Consider the following 15014-nt stretch of genomic DNA (forward strand, 5'->3'; position numbering starts at 1 on the left):
GATCTACTGACCACATACGCTCACTGCGCGAGGTAGCCTCCATCGATGGCGTAGTACGCGCCGGTCGCGAACGAGGCATCGTCGCTGGCCAGCCAGGCCACCAGCGCCGCCACTTCCTCGGCCGTGCCCAGCCGCTTCAACGCGTGGCGACCTTCCAGCGTGGCACGCACCTTCGGGTCCATCTTCTCCAGCAACGGTGTACTGATGAAGCCCGGGCCGACCGCGTTGACACGGATGCCGTCGGCCGCATGCTCCCAGGCGGCGGTCTGGGTCAGCCCGACCACACCGTGCTTGGCCGCCACGTACGCAGTGGATCCTGCATAGCCCACCTGGCCCAGGATCGAGGCCATGTTGATGATGCTGCCGCCGGTTCCAGCGGCTCGCATCGCCTGGATCTGCGCCCGCTGGCACAGGAACACGCTGGTGAGGTTGACGTCGATCACGCGCTGCCAGCCATCGATCGGATAGTCACCGCTGCTGGCGGCCGGCCCGCCGATACCGGCGTTGTTGACCGCCACATGCAGGCCATCGAGTTCCTTGATCGTGCGCTGCACTGCCGCCTCCACCGCAGCAGCGTCGGTGACGTCCAGCGCGATGCCAATGGCCTGCGCGCCCGCACCGCGCAACTGCGCCACGGTGGCATCGACCGCATCCTGCTTCAGGTCCCAGACCGAGATCCGCGCACCGGACGCCGCCAGGGTCTGCGCCACGGCCAGGCCGATACCGGACACGCCGCCGGTCACGATCGCGGTCTTGCCGGTGAGCTGGTAGTCAATCATCTGTGTTCTCCATCAGTGGGGGTATCGAAGTGGCCTGCAACAGCCAACCGCCCCACCCTACGCGCGCAGCCGTGATGGCTTGGCTGACATCCGCGTCCATGGGCGATCGTTCCAGCCATGAAACCTCAACTCAAGTTGATGTATGGAATTGCGTACGGATATGCATGCAAAACGCTGGCGTATGTTCGGCGGCATTTTCACTTTGGCCGTAATCATCAATCGTTTTGACCATATTGAAATCAAAAGCGCGCGAATCGAGGCGACAATGGGAAACGTTTCCAGTTTCTTCGACACATTCCATTCAACCTGGCGTTTCCCCAGCCATCCAGAGTGCCCACGCCACTGCTTCCCAGCATGCCTGCGCGGGTAACGACCGGATCTGCATCTGCGTTGCAGAGTGCGTGGGCGAGGTAATGCCAGCGTCCACCTCCAAAGCACGTGCCGAGCGATGTCCCGATACTTCACTTTTGCTGATTACCGCCGCTTCGGCCACCGTCATGGCTTCGATTACCGCGCCGACCCGGAACACCTGCGCGACGACCAGTGGGCCGGCCATGGCGAGGTCAACGAGCAGTTCCTGCGCGGCGGCATGAGCCTGATCGCCTCCGACGTCCATAATCGCTTTCCTTATGTCGCCACGGCCCAGCAGAGTCCCGGCCTGGCCATCCGCGTGATGCTGCAGGGCCAGGTCGATGTGCGCATTCCGCGACGTGGGGGGTTCACCCTGCGTGCTGGCACGGCGATGACCGCGCACCACCGCGAGCAGGTCGAGATGACCGGTGCGCATCCCGGCGAAACGCGCATGCGCGGCGTCAGTGTGATGGTGCCCGGCCAGATCGATCCGGACCTGTTCCATCTGCCGCAGCTGGAGACCGCGCTCAACACCCACCTGGAATGCCGCCACTGGGCCATTCCGCATACCCTGCTGCCGGTGCTGGGCCAGTTGTTCGACAGCCCATGGGAGGACGGCATCGACGCGTTGTGGCGCGAAGGCGTCGCACTGCAGCTGCTGGCCGTTGGCCTGAAGGCCGAGGATCTGCAGACCGACCATGTACGAACGCTGCGGGCCGGCCAGCGCGAGCGCCTGGAGCGCGTGCGTGCCTACCTGCATGACGACCCCAGCCACGCCCACAGCCTGATCGAACTGGCCCAGCTGGCCTGCATGAGCCCGAGCTCGCTGCGCCGCCATTTCGCCCAGCAGTACGGCTGCTCGGTATTCGACTACCTGCACGAACAGCGCATGCGCCATGCCGAACAGGGCCTGCGCGAAGACGGCTGGACGGTTGAGCAGGCCGCCGCCGCCAGCGGCTACCGCCACCCCAGCAACTTCGCCGCCGCGTTCCGCAAGCGCTTCGGCCTGGTCCCCAGCCGCTGGCGTACGGGCCCCTCGAAGGTGGGATGAGGATCCCCGCTCCGGTAGGTGTCGACCTTGGTCGACACGCTCTCGCGCCATCGCGGCTGCCGGCCAGCGGCCGGCACTACCACACCCGCTGGAATCGACCTGCCATGACCCAGCTCTGGTAGGTGTCGACCTTGGTCGACACGCTCTTACGCCATCGCGAATGCCGGCCAGCGGCCGGCACTACCGCCCCCGCCTGAGCGACATGCCATGGCCCCGCCCTGGTAGGTGTCGACCTTGGTCGACACGCTCTCGCGCCATCGCGGATGCCGGCCAGCGGCCGGCACTACCACACCCGCTGGAATCGACCTGCCATGACCCAGCCTTGGTAGGTGTCGACCTTGGTCGACACGCTCTCGCGCCATCGCGGATGCCGGCCAGCGGCCGGCACTACCACACCCGCTGGAATCGACCTGCCATGACCCAGCCTTGGTAGGTGTCGACCTTGGTCGACACGCTCTCGCGCCATCGCGGATGCCGGCCAGCGGCCGGCACTACCACGTGCTGCCGGGCTATGCCCGGCATCATCCTCTCCGCTTCAATACACCGGCAGATCGATGTAGCTGGCCTGCGCGGCACTGTGCCAGACCCGCTGCGTAGCCTTCTGGTAATCGCCCGGCTTGGCCAGGTAGACGTTAGGCACGTAGGTCTGCGGGTTGCGGTCGTACAGCGGGAACAGGCTGGACTGCACCTGCACCATCACCCGGTGACCTTTCTGGAAAGTGTGGTTGGCGTTGGGCAGGTCGAAGCGGTACGGCAGCACCTGGTTCGCCGCCAGCGGCTTCGGATCGCTGAAGCTTTCGCGGTAGCGGCCACGGAAGATCGCCAGCGACACCGGCAGCTCGTAGCCCCCCATCTCCGGCGTCGACGCTTCCTGGTCCGGATACACGTCGATCAGCTTCACCACCCAGTCGCTGTCGGTGCCACTGGTCGAAGCCTGCAGGTGCACCACCGGCGCGCCGCCGATGCGCAACGGCGCGGTCAGCGGTTCGGTGATGAAGGTCAGCACGTCCGGACGACCATCGACAAAGCGCTGGTCCTTGACCAGCCAGGTGGTCCACATGTCGCGGTCACCGAAGCGGACCGGGCGCGGCACGAACGGCACCGGCTTGGCCGGGTCGGACACGTATTCCTCGAAGTCACCCTCGCCCGCCGCCGGCGCCTGGAATGCCAGCTTGCCGCCGGCGCGCAGGTACAGTGGCTTGCTACTGGCAGCACAGCCCTTGTCGCAGCTGCGCGGCCAACCCTTCAGGCGATCCCAGTGGTTCTCGCCGGTGTTGTAGATCAGCACCGGCGGCGTGTCGGCCTTCGGCGCACCGTCCACCAAATACTGGTCGAAGAACGGTTTGAGCACATCGCGGCGGAACTGCAGCGCGGTATCGCCATCGAACTTCAGCGCGCCCAGTTCGCTGCCGCTGTAGTTCACCTGGCTGTGCCGCCACGGGCCCATCACCAGGTAATTGCGGTTGTTGCCACTGTCGCGCCCTTCCATCGCCTGATAGGCGTGGTTGGCACCCCACATGTCCTCCTGGTCCCACAGGCCCTGCAGCCACATGGTCGGCACCTTCAACGGTGTCTTCGCCATCACCGCGTCCAGCGCCTGGCCCTGCCAGAAGCCGTCATAGGCCGGATGCTCGACCAGCTTCTTCCACCAGGTCAGCTGGTCCACGCCGGTGAAGCGCGCGTAGTCGCCAGCCGAACCGATGCGCAGGAAAGTGCTGTAGTCGTCGTAGCCAAGGCTGGGCAGCGGCGTACCCTTGCCGCGCTTCTCGGTCTGCATCGCGAAATAGTTGAAGTTGACCTGGCGGAACGCACCATAGTTGAGCCAGTCGTCACCCATCCAGCCATCGACCATCGGGCTCTGCGGTGCGGCCACTTTCAGTGCCGGATGCGGGTCGGTCAGCGCCATCACCACGGTGAAGCCCTCGTACGACGAACCGAGCATGCCGACCTTGCCATTGCTCTCGGCCACGTTCTTCACCAGCCAGTCGATGGTGTCCCAGGCATCGGTGGAGTGGTCTACCTTGGTGTTGTTCAACGGTCCGCGCAGCGGCCGGGTCATCACGTAATCGCCTTCGGAGCCGTACTTGCCACGGATGTCCTGGAACACGCGGATGTAACCGCCGTCGACGAACACCTCGTCGCCCTGCGGCAGCAGGTCGCGCATGCGCGGCGAATCACTGCGGCTGGCGCGACCAGCAGCGTCGTAAGGCGTGCGGGTCAGCAGGATCGGTGCGTTGCGGGCGCCCTTGGGCACCACGATCACCGTATACAGCTTGGTGCCATCACGCATCGGCACCATCACCACGCGCTTGTCGTAGTCACGACCAACATCGGGGGCAACGAAGGGCTTTCCGCTGATGTCCGGGGTCATCGGCGGGGTATCGGCGGCCAGCACGGTGCTGGGCAGGCAAAGGGCAATGGCTACAGCGACGGCACGCACACGCATGGACAACCCCTCCCGGCAGGAAAGCCTCAAGCCTACTCCTGCCTTGAGCCGTGAGGTGTGTGCGGGCTTTGCATTCTGCGGTGGATGCGGGCAGGACTGATGGCACATGTGCCCCGGTGCCGCTGCGCTCGCCGACGACCGGTAGTGCCGGCCGCTGGCCGGCAACTTCATGATCCTTGGGCGCGTTACGCGGTTGTCGGCCAGCGGCCGGCGCTACCGGTCAGGCCACCGGCACTTCATGCAACGCCAGCCAGCGCCAGCGACCCTCTTCCTGCCGCAGCACGGCCAACGATTCGCGCCATGTGGGCTGGCCGCCATCGACCGAATGCCCTTCGCGATAGCGCAGTACCGCCAGCGGTGACGGCGCCTGGACCGCCTGCACGGCCTCGATGGAAATCAGCAGCCCCGGACGCGCGCCATGGCCGCCCTCGAACAGCGCCTGCACAGCCAGCCGATCCAACCGGCGCCCGGCGATGCCGACCATGCTGAAGTCCGCGCAGAAATGCGCCATCAGATCATCCAGCGCATCCGCACCCACCTCGGCCCGGAACCAGGCCTGTAGTTTGTCATGCAGGTGGTGGATTTCATGTTCTGCGGTGGTAGCCATCAAGCGTTCTCCGGTTGCGAAAGGGTGATCCTCTGCGGCCGACGCAGCAACGCCATCGGCAACAGGGTCAGTACGGCGGCCAACCCCAGCGCCACGCGGGTAGCGTTTGCCGGCAGCCATTGCATGGCTAGCGCCAGCAGCAGCGCAATGGCGGCAGTGCCAAGGCAGAAACTGAGCTGGCGATTGAGATTCCAGAGAGCGCTGGCATCGCCCAGCGCCTCACCTTCCACGCCATGGAAGGCGAGCGTCTGCGCCGTGCTGCTGCACAGGCTGCCGCCGGCGCCCATCAGCGCGAACAACAGCGCGGCCAAGGTGAAGGCCGGCTGCGGCAACAGCGCCATCAGCAGCAGGCCGCTGGCCTGCAGCAGCATGCCGGCGCGCAGTACCGTGGCCGGGCCCAAGCGGGCCAGCAGGCGCTTGCTGGCCGTGATCGCAATGGCCGAGGCCAGCGCCCAGGGCAGCATCAACGCGCCGATGCGTGCCGCGCTGTAACCGGCCTGGTGCAGCTGCAGGGTACTGACCAGCTGACTGCCGATGAATACGCCCGGCACTGCCAGATACACCAGCATCGCCAGCCTCAGTCCACGGTGGGACAACAGCGACCAGCGCAGCAGTGGCTGCACCTGCCGACGTGCATGCCGCAGGTGGGCCGCCGCCAGCAGCAGTGCGACCAGCAGCAACACGGCACCTGCGCCGCGATGTCCAGACTCGCCCAGCCAGGTCAGCGCCAGCAGCAGCGCGCCCAGCGCCAGCATCGCGGTGGACAGCGCATAGCCCTGCAGGCGTGGCGCACTACGCCCGCCATCGGCCGGCATCCACGCCAGCACCAGTCCAATCGCCACCACGGCCAGTGGCAGGCTGGCCCAGAGCACGCCGCGCCAGGACAACCACTGCACCAGCAGCCCGCCCAACGCGGGCGCCAATGCCGGCACCAGCAGCGCCACCAGCAGGATGCGCCGGGTCAGCGCGCCACGCTGCTCGGGCGTGCACTGACGGTAGGCCGCCGCCTGCGCCACCGGAATCAGCAGGCCGCCGGCCAGCCCCTGCAGCAGGCGCCAGCCCAGCAGCCAGCCGATCCCCGGTGCGGTACCGGCCAGCGCAGCGGCAACCGCGAACAACAACAACGCCATCAGCAGCAGGCGACACTCGCCGCAGCGCGCGGCCAGCCAGGGTGCCAGCGGAATCACCACGCTCAGGCCCAGCATGTAGGCGGTGCCGACCCAGGCCAGGGTGCTGATATCGGCGTGCAGTTCCGCTGCCAATGCCGGATAGGCCACCGTGGCGATGAACATGTTGACCAGATCCAGGGCGAACACCAGCAGGAAGATGGCCTCATGGCGCAGGCGGGGGGACGGCATCGGCGGCGCTCCAGCAGGGAAGCGGCCAGCATGCCGTGCGGGCCTTGTTGGAAAAACACGACAGCAACTGCAACACTGTCAAATTTGCTTTGACAATGAACTGCCATGGTCAGCCTCGATCGCTTCGATATCTTCCGTTCCGTGGTCGAGGCCGGCAGCCTGACCGCTGCCGCCGATCGCCTCGGCCTCAGCCGCGCGGTGGTCAGCTTCAACCTGAAGCGGCTGGAGCAGGAGCTGGGCGTGACCCTGCTGTTGCGCAGTACCCGCCACCTGGCCCTGACCGAGGCCGGCGAACAGTTCCTGCAGCACTGCGTGCAGGCGCTGGACGCCGCACAGGCAGCGATCGATGCCGCGCGCCGCGACCAGCACCAGCTGCAGGGCGTGCTGCGCCTGACCACCACGCCGGAGTACGCCCAGCTACGCTTGATTCCTGCGTTGGAGGCGTTCCGTGCGCGGCACCCGGCCCTGCAGCTGCACCTGTCGACCTCACCGGCACCGGCCGACCTGATTCCCGAGCGCTTCGACCTGGCGATCCGCCTCGGCCGCTTGCCGGACTCGGGCCTGCATGCCAGCGAACTGGAGCGCCACCCACTGTGCGCGGTGGCGGCTCCATCCCTGCTCGCACGCCTGCCCTCCGCCGAGGCGGCCGATGATCCTGTACAGCTGGCAACCCTGCCCCGCCTGGGCTACCCGCGTCTGGCCGATGTGCCAGTGGTGGCACCGGATGGCAGCGACGCCTTGTTTGCCACCAACCCGGGCAATGCGGTGGTGCGCGTAGATGGTGCCAGCAGCCTGCGCGCTTTCGCTGTGGCCGGCGCCGGGGTCACCGTGCTGCCACGTTGGCTGATCGAGGACGATCTGGCCCAGGGTCGGCTGCGACCGGTACTGCGCCAGCACCGCTTCCCGCAGCAGAGCGTTTACGCGGTCTACCCACACAGCACGCAGCCCTCGCCAAAGGTACGGCAGCTGATTGATTTCCTGCGCGGGTGGTTTGGCAAATGAAAAAGGGGACGGAGGGGATTAAGTCGTTTGTGCATAAACGACTTAATCCCCTCCGTCCCCTTTTCCCGACACGGCCCTGTGCGGGCCGTGTCTTCAGGCATCAGCGCAGCACCTGCTCCACCAGCTGCACGTCCACCGTCTGCAGAGGCTCGGCGGCATTGCGCGACAGCTGCACCTGGTAGGTGCCGCCGTCGATCTTCCACTGACGCGCCTGTGCATCGTAGTGGGCCAGGGTCTTCGGCTCGGCTTCGATGCGGATGCGGCGCTGCTCGCCCGGCTGCAGGTTCACCTTGTCATAGCCGATCAGGCGGATCGGCGTGGTGCTGCCGGCCGGCAGCTTCAGGTACAACTGGGCCACGTCGGCACCGGCGCGCTTGCCGGTATTGCGGATGTCCACGCTGGCGACCAGACGCGAACCCTCCACGCTCACCTTCAGGTTCTCATAGGCGAACGAGGTGTAGGACAGGCCGTGGCCGAAGGCGAAGGTCGGGGTCAGGCCCTTGGCCGCCATCCACTTGTAGCCGACGTTGGCGCCTTCGATATCGAAATCGAACACATCACCGAACGGCTTGGCCGGCTTGAAGCCGAGGCCATCGATGTGCGGGCGCGGCAGCTGCGATTCGTCCGACACCCAGGTCACCGGCAGGCGGCCGGACGGATTGACCTGGCCGGTCAGCAGCGCGGCAATGCCTTCGCCACCGCGGATGCCCGGGTACCAGGCCTGCAGCATCGCCGGCACCTGCGCCAGCCACGGCGTGCGCACCGGGCCGTTGGTTTCCAGCACCAGCACCGTCTTCGGGTTGGCCTTGGCCACTGCCGAGATCAGGGCATCCTGATTGTCCGGCAGCTGCATGTCCGGCAGGTCCACCGATTCGGCGGCCCACTGCGTGGCAAACACGATGGCCACATCCGCCTGTGCTGCCGCCTTGGCCGCAGCGGCGGCGTTGGTACCGTCCACGTACTCGATGGTCGCGTCCGGGCGCGCGGCGCGCAGCGATTCCAGCGGCGAGGACGGGTGGAAGATCACCGGGCCCGGCCAGGTGGTCGGCATCACGCCCGGCACCGCGTTGGTGCCCTTGGCGGTCACGCCCACCATCGACGAACCACCGCCGCCGATCACGCCCTTGTCGGCATGGCCGCCGATGATGACGATGCGCTTCACGCTGTCGGCCAGCGGCAGCAGGTTGCCTTCATTGCGCAGCAGCACGCTGCCCTCTTCCACCGTGCGCTGGGCAACGGCGAAGCCGGCCTCGGCATCCACCTTCTGGTGCTGCGGCGGGTTGTCGAAGTTGCCATGCAGGAACATCGTGCGCAGGATCCGCGCCACCATGTCGTTCAGGCGTGCCTGCGGCACTACGCCGCCGTGCACGGCCAGGCGCAGCGGTTCGTCGAAGAACACTGCCGCGTCGAACACTTCACCGGCCGACTGCTGATCGAGGCCGGCCAGCGCCGCCTTAGAACCACTGTGCACACCACCCCAGTCGGACATCACGAAACCGGGGAACTTCCATTCCTGCTTCAGCACCTGGTTCATCAGGTAGCCGTTCTCGCAGCCGTAGGTGCCGTTGATCTTGTTGTACGAGCACATCGCCACACCCGGGCGGCCGGCGTCCAGCGCGATCTCGAAGGCCAGCAGGTCCGATTCGTGCATGGCCTGTTCGCCGATGCGCACGTCGTGGAAGTTGCGACGGGTCTCCATGTCGTTCAGCGCGAAGTGCTTCATCGAGGAGATCACGTGCTGGCTCTGCACGCCCTGGATCAGCGCGCCGACCATCGAACCGGCCAGCAGCGGATCTTCACCGGCGTATTCAAAATTACGGCCGTTGCGCGGGTCGCGCTGCAGGTTGACGCTGCCCGACAGCAGGATGTTGAAGCGCTGCTGCCACGCCTCGCGGCCCATGGTCGCGCCACCGGCGAAGGCGACTTCACGGTTCCAGCTCGATGCGGTGGACGGGCCCGAGGGCATCGCCGTGGCGAAATCGCCCGGGCGGATGCCGCCCGGATTGGTCACGCCGACGCCGGCATCGGCCGACTGCTGCGACGGAATGCCCAGCCGCGCCACGCCCGGCACGAAACCGGCCGAACCGACCGCGCCTTCCGGCAACGGGCCACCGTCCTTACCCAGCCCGAAGTAGCTGTGCAGCATCTGGAACTTCTCATCCTCGGTCATCGCCTTCAGCAGCAGCGCAGCGCGTGCATCGGCGTTGAGGGTGGTGTCCATCCACGGCGTGTCGCCGTGCTTGTCGGCGGCATAGGCCAGAGTCAGCAGGGTGGCGCGCAGGGTGCTGCCTTCCACCTTGAACGGCGCACTGCTGGCGGCCTGGAAGCCGTCGCTGAAATAGCTGGCATCCGCTTCCAGCGCCACACGCGCCGGATCGAAGCCTGCGGCCTTGGCCGATTCACCGGCCACCGCGCCGAGCAGCACCGCCGGTGCACCCAGCCGCGAACGGGTGACCAGCGCCGGCAGCTGCGCGGCACCTGCACCGGCATCGGTATAGACCGCCACGGTGTGGCGGCCGTCGTCCAGGCGCAGGTAGTTCAGGCCCGGCTGGTCGGGGCCGGATTCAGCGGCGATCGGCAGCCGGGTCAGCACGGCCTGGCCGCGCTGGGTCTGGCCATCGTCCTTGCCGGCAGCAATGAAGCGGTACGCGTAGCCCAGGCCATCGGCCAGCACCTGCAGCGGATCGACCTGGCCGATGCCACGCTGCACCTGGCGCACGCTCACCGCGTCCACCTGCAGGGTCTTCAGCTGGGCGGCCAGGGCCGGCATCGCCTCGGCGGTCGGGGCCTGTTCCAGGGTCAGCACAGTGAACGCGGCGGGGTCGGCCCAGGCCGGGGCGGCCAGTGCGGCAGACAGGGCCAGGGACAGTGCAAACGGCTTTGTAAACGTTTTCATCGGCAGGCGTAATTCCGTTGCCAAGGCAATCGGTCCAGGGAAAGTGCCGCCGAAGGGTGCAGCGTTCATGCCGCGCAGGGGTTGCCAGGCAACGTCCCGCAGGCCGAAGGACGGGCCGGTCTGCGCCTGGGACCCTCCTCCCGGCGTGACAACCTGCCTGTCCGGGCCGCGCAGGGCGGCCCAATCATGTGAAGATTGTGCGAGGGCGTTCACACCTGTCAACAGGACCTAAGTCACAGGGGCAACCCGGCCAGCGGTTATCAGGCCATCACCGGCGGTCATCAGTGCGCCGCGCGGGGCTGCTGATAATGGAGATCCCTGGCCACGAACCGAGCCCATGACCGTCCACCGCGACTTCGACCATCTCTGGCGTGACCGCTGCGATACGTCCAGCCAGCGCGCGCCGCGCGTGCTGATCCGGGTGTTCGTGGCCCCCGGTGAGCTGGAGCGCAGCGTGGCCTTCTACGAGCAGCTGCAGGGCGTGGTGGCCGATGCGGGGTTCCCGTTTCCGGAGGCCGGGCTGCGTCTGGCGATGGTCGGGGCGTTCCTGTTGATCGAGGGCAGCGAGGCGGCGCTGGCGCCGTTCACTTCGACCACGGGGACGCTGCTGGTTGATGACGTTCGGCCCTATCACGACAAACTGGTCGCGGCTGGCGCCGAGATCATCTTCCCGTTGCAGGTGGTACCGACCGGGGCGGCGTTCAACGCGGTACATCCCGATGGGACGGTGGTCGAGTACGTGCATCACCGGCCCGACCCGCACGGGCGGTGAGAGTGCGCACGGCCGGGCTGCGCACGGCACCCGCGGTAGTGCCGGCCGCTGGCCGGCAACCTCAGAAGCAACAGCCGAAGCAAAAGCGGGCTTCCTGTGGGATGGCGGGGTGGGTCCGGTTGCGGGGGACGCCGTGAATCCGTCCCTGGAGGCTCGGTCGCGCCATCCATGGCGCTCACGCCCCCGCAACCGGACCCACCCCGCCTTCGACAATTCGCCGCAATCTGCAGTAGATCCACGCCAGGCGTGGATGCTCTTCGATCAATCGTCGAATTAATCGATTTCGATGGAGATTCATCCACGCATGACGTGGATCTACAATCCCTCCATGTCCTCTCCCGCCCTGCCCTGGAATGGCACGTTGCTGCTGGATGCGCACGCCGCCGTGCTTCACGGTCATGCCGGTGACAGCGCCTCGCATGCGCACTACGCCCATCAACTGCTGCTCAGCGACGGCGCCCCCTGGCAGGTCGAGGTCGATGGCGTGCAGCAGCAGGGCCAACGGCTGTGGCTGCCCTCCTTCCAGACGCATGCGATCCGGTCCGCGCCGGAAGCGGGCTGCACGGTGTTCCTCGAGCCGACGCATGCCGATCCCGCACAGATCCAGCAGCACCTGCACGCGCTGCCGGGCAACGTGCTGGAACTGCACGACTGGCTTCCACGACTGAGCCGCCCGCAACCGCTGGACCGCCGCGTGCAGGCGGCGTTGGCCCGTATCGCCCAGCACTTGCCTGGCCCGGTGCCGGCTGCCGACATTGCCGCAGCCGCGCATCTGTCGACCAGCCAGCTGCACCGGCGTTTCCAGTCCGAGCTGGCGGTCACCCTGCGCGGCTGGGTGCTGTGGCAGCGGCTGCGCAACGCGCTCATGCATCATCTGCGCGGGCACAACCTGACCGACAGTGCGCATGCCGCTGGATTCGCCGATCTGGCCCATCTGTCGCGCAGCCTGCGCCGCATGTTCGGCATCGGTGCGGCGCAGCTGCAGGGCCTGCAGCTGCACGCGGCCTGACACGGCCGATCACCCGCGCCTGCGCAGACCTTCCGGGAGCTCCGGCACCTCGCCATGTGGCAGTTCGCGGAACGGCGCCAGCAGCTGTCCCGCATAGTCGCGCGGATACTCCGGCTGGCTGCCGATACCCAGGTCACGCGTCCCCAGGCGATAGTCCGGCGCATCGAAGGCGGTCCCCAGCAGGTGATCCCAGACGGTCAGGAACAGGCCGAAGTTGACGTCGCCGGCGGTGCCGTAGCGCATGTGGTGGAAGCGGTGCAGCGGCGCCCAGGCCATCACCCGGCCCAGCACGCCGGGACGCATGTCCACGTTGGAATGCTGCAGCAGCAGCTGGATGGCAATGGCGAAGGCCAACACCGCGGCCACCGGTATCGGCAGGCCCAGCAGCAGCAGCGGCAGTACGCCGCCCACTGCTTCGGCCGCCTGGTGCAACGGATGTTTCATCAGGCCGTTGAAACCGTACATGCGGGTGACGCTGTGATGCACGGCATGCAGGCGCCATAGCCAGCCGATGCGATGGCTGGCGTAGTGCACCAGGGTGATGCCGAGATCGGCGCAGACGATGGCCAGCAGCACCTGCAACGCGAACGGCCACTGCACGGGCCAGGCCTGCCACGGAATGATTGCCGCCAGCAGCGGCACCGCGGCGATCGACAGCAGGTTCAGGCTTTCGTTGACCAGTGCATGCAGGGTGTCACGCAGGCTGTCGCCGTGGTCGTGGTTGAACGCGGGGTCGTACGGCCAGGCACGCTCGGCGGCGAACGAGACCGCGATGGCAGCCGCCAGCAAGGCCAGCAGCCACAACGGATCACCGTGGCGGTGCCCCACCCAGACGATGGCGGCAGAGACGAAACCAAGCAGGAACAGCGGGGCATACAGGCGGAGCATCCAGTGCTTCATGGGCAACCCGGGAAGTGAGGGGCCTGCATGCTGGCGCCGCGTATGGGGTGCTGGCTTGAACAAACGGCGCAACCCGCGCGCACCTGGTAGACGCCGACCTTGATCGGCGCCGCGTTTCCCACATCCGCGCATGGCGTGGATCTACAATGGCGCCCTCATCGCGCCCGGGGCCGGCATGGATTCCTTCAACCTGATGCGTGCCTTCCGCCGCATCGTCGAACGCGGCGGGCTGGCCCGCGCTGCCGAAGACCTGGGCATGTCGCCCGCCGGGCTCAGCAAACAGCTGCGCACGCTGGAAGCGCATCTGGGCGTGGTACTGCTGCAGCGGACCACGCGGCGCATGAGCCTGACCGAGACCGGCCACGCCTATTACCGCGAATGCTGCCGCCTGCTCGACGAGCTGGACGCGCTGGAACGCGGCATCGCCGAACAGCGCGGCGACGTGGCCGGACGCCTGCGCGTGAATGCACCGCAGTCGTTCGCGCTGAGCACGCTGTCACCGCTGTTGCCACGCTTCCTGCAGCAGCATCCGCAGCTGTCGTTGGACCTGGTGATGGAAGACCGCCTGCTCGATGCGGTCGGCGAAGGTTTCGATGTATCGCTGCGGCTGCGTGCCGAACTGGATGACTCGCGGCTGGTGGCACGGCGCCTGGCCTCGCTGCAGCAGGTGCTGTGCGCAGCGCCATCCTACCTGCAGCAGCATCCGGCACCGCAGGCGGTGGATGACCTGCAGGCGCACAGCGTGCTGGCCTACAGCCTGTCCGACTCGCCCGGCAGCTGGCCGCTGCTCGGCCCCGATGGCCAGGTAACGATCACCCTGCCGGCGCGCGTCACCGTCAACAACAGCCTGCTGCTGCGCGACCTGCTGGTGGCGGGCATGGGCATCGGCGCCCTGCCCTCGTTCCTGGCGGCACCGGCGCTGGCCCGTGGCGAACTGCAGCAGGTGCTGCCCGACCACCGCTATCCGCCACGCTTCGTGCATGCGGTCTACCCCACGTCGCGCCACCTGCAGCCCAAGGTGCGTGCCTTCATCGATTTCCTGCACGCCGAGCTGCCCGGCTGCGCTGGCCTGGATTCGTAACCGCCAGCGAAAACTGAGCTGCCCGCGGCGTGCTGTTTCGGCCACGCCGCGCTGCCTAATCTGCCGCCTCCCCTCTCACCGATGGCAGGCAGATGTCTTCCGTTCCTTCCCCCGCCACCGCAGCGCCGGTGGTCGATTTCTTCCACGACGTGGTCTGCGGCTGGTGCTTCGTGCTGGCCCCGCGCCTGCAGCAGGTCTCGGCCGAACTCGGCATCCAGGTGCGCCACCGCAGCTTCGTGCTGCAGGACTCGCGCGCGCAGATGGTCGAGGTGTTCGGCTCGATGGAGCGCGCCAAGGCGATCATCCTGCGCCACTGGACCGACTGCGCCGCGCATGAAGACACCGCGCGCATCGATATCGAAGGCATGCGCGCACAGGACTTCGAGTATCCATCCGGTTGGCTCGGCGCACTGGCCTGCCAGGCCGCCGGCATGCTTGATGGCAACGACGCCCATGGCGCGATGTTCGATGCCGTGCAGTGGGCGCACCTGCACCAGCACCGCAACATCGGCGATGCCGAAGTACTGCTGGATATCGCCGAATCGCTGGGCCATCCACGTGGCGCCTTCGCTGACCACATGCGCAGCGACGCGGTACGCCAGCACGTGCAGGCCGATCGTGCCGAAGCCGCTGCCCTCGGCATTCGTTCCATACCCACCGTGATCGGCGGCAACGGCCTGCGCCTGCAGACCCTGCCGCTGCCGCAACTGCGCCAGGCCCTGGCGCACCTGGTCGCGGCCTGAGCCGCACCATCCCCCACCC

General features: G+C 67.3%; 12 protein-coding genes. 6 read left to right on the forward strand and 6 right to left on the reverse strand.

All coding sequences use genetic code 11. The annotated features are described in order from the left end of the window. Positions 1-20 precede the first annotated feature (20 nt). On the reverse strand, positions 21-779 hold the full coding sequence (locus tag AC13GF_RS07860) for an SDR family NAD(P)-dependent oxidoreductase (RefSeq protein ID WP_126929522.1): 759 nt from the start codon (positions 777-779) through the stop codon (positions 21-23). A gap of 448 nt (positions 780-1227) precedes the next feature. Here AC13GF_RS07860 and AC13GF_RS07865 point away from each other — a divergent pair, with 448 nt between their 5' ends. Next, the gene (locus AC13GF_RS07865) at positions 1228-2181 is read left to right on the forward strand and encodes a helix-turn-helix transcriptional regulator (RefSeq protein WP_483004225.1); all 954 of its coding nucleotides are present in this window, start codon (positions 1228-1230) and stop codon (positions 2179-2181) included. Between the two features lie 535 nt (positions 2182-2716). Here the strand turns inward: AC13GF_RS07865 and AC13GF_RS07870 are convergent. The 3 genes from AC13GF_RS07870 to AC13GF_RS07880 form a co-directional block, all read right to left on the reverse strand. Beyond that, a complete protein-coding gene (locus AC13GF_RS07870) occupies positions 2717-4627 on the reverse strand; it encodes a CocE/NonD family hydrolase (protein ID WP_483004226.1) in 1911 nt (636 codons plus the stop codon). A 220-nt stretch (positions 4628-4847) separates the two neighbouring features. Beyond that, positions 4848-5234 carry a DUF4440 domain-containing protein gene (locus AC13GF_RS07875; protein WP_483004227.1) on the reverse strand — a complete coding sequence of 129 codons (387 nt, stop codon included), beginning with the start codon at positions 5232-5234 and terminating at the stop codon, positions 4848-4850. Further along, entirely contained in the window at positions 5234-6592 is a 1359-nt protein-coding gene (locus AC13GF_RS07880; RefSeq protein WP_483004228.1) for an MFS transporter, read from the reverse strand. The genes AC13GF_RS07875 and AC13GF_RS07880 overlap by 1 nt, the downstream gene beginning before the upstream one ends. Before the next feature lie 105 nt (positions 6593-6697). Here AC13GF_RS07880 and AC13GF_RS07885 point away from each other — a divergent pair, with 105 nt between their 5' ends. Next, positions 6698-7594, forward strand: a complete 897-nt coding sequence (locus AC13GF_RS07885; RefSeq protein WP_483004229.1) for a LysR family transcriptional regulator — start codon at positions 6698-6700, stop codon at positions 7592-7594. Positions 7595-7694: 100 nt separating this feature from the next. Here the strand turns inward: AC13GF_RS07885 and AC13GF_RS07890 are convergent, their stop codons facing one another. Then, positions 7695-10490 (reverse strand): beta-glucosidase family protein, encoded by a 2796-nt coding sequence (locus tag AC13GF_RS07890; RefSeq protein WP_483004230.1) that lies wholly within the window; start codon positions 10488-10490, stop codon positions 7695-7697. A 337-nt stretch (positions 10491-10827) separates the two neighbouring features. Between AC13GF_RS07890 and AC13GF_RS07895 the strand changes: the two genes are divergently transcribed. After that, entirely contained in the window at positions 10828-11262 is a 435-nt protein-coding gene (locus AC13GF_RS07895) for a VOC family protein (RefSeq protein ID WP_021204492.1), read from the forward strand. A gap of 304 nt (positions 11263-11566) precedes the next feature. After that, positions 11567-12271 carry a helix-turn-helix transcriptional regulator gene (locus tag AC13GF_RS07900; protein WP_483004231.1) on the forward strand — a complete coding sequence of 235 codons (705 nt, stop codon included), beginning with the start codon at positions 11567-11569 and terminating at the stop codon, positions 12269-12271. Positions 12272-12280: 9 nt separating this feature from the next. Here AC13GF_RS07900 and AC13GF_RS07905 read toward each other — a convergent pair whose 3' ends face one another. Continuing rightward, positions 12281-13159, reverse strand: coding sequence for a sterol desaturase family protein (locus tag AC13GF_RS07905; RefSeq protein WP_483004232.1), 879 nt, complete (start codon positions 13157-13159; stop codon positions 12281-12283). Positions 13160-13301: 142 nt separating this feature from the next. Here AC13GF_RS07905 and AC13GF_RS07910 point away from each other — a divergent pair, with 142 nt between their 5' ends. Then, positions 13302-14252, forward strand: coding sequence for a LysR family transcriptional regulator (locus tag AC13GF_RS07910; protein WP_483004233.1), 951 nt, complete (start codon positions 13302-13304; stop codon positions 14250-14252). Between the two features lie 92 nt (positions 14253-14344). Continuing rightward, entirely contained in the window at positions 14345-14995 is a 651-nt protein-coding gene (locus AC13GF_RS07915) for a DsbA family oxidoreductase (protein WP_483004234.1), read from the forward strand. The last annotated feature ends 19 nt before the right edge of the window (positions 14996-15014 follow it).

The sequence above is a fragment of the Stenotrophomonas sp. 22LJNL06-5-1 genome (genome assembly GCF_056861455.1).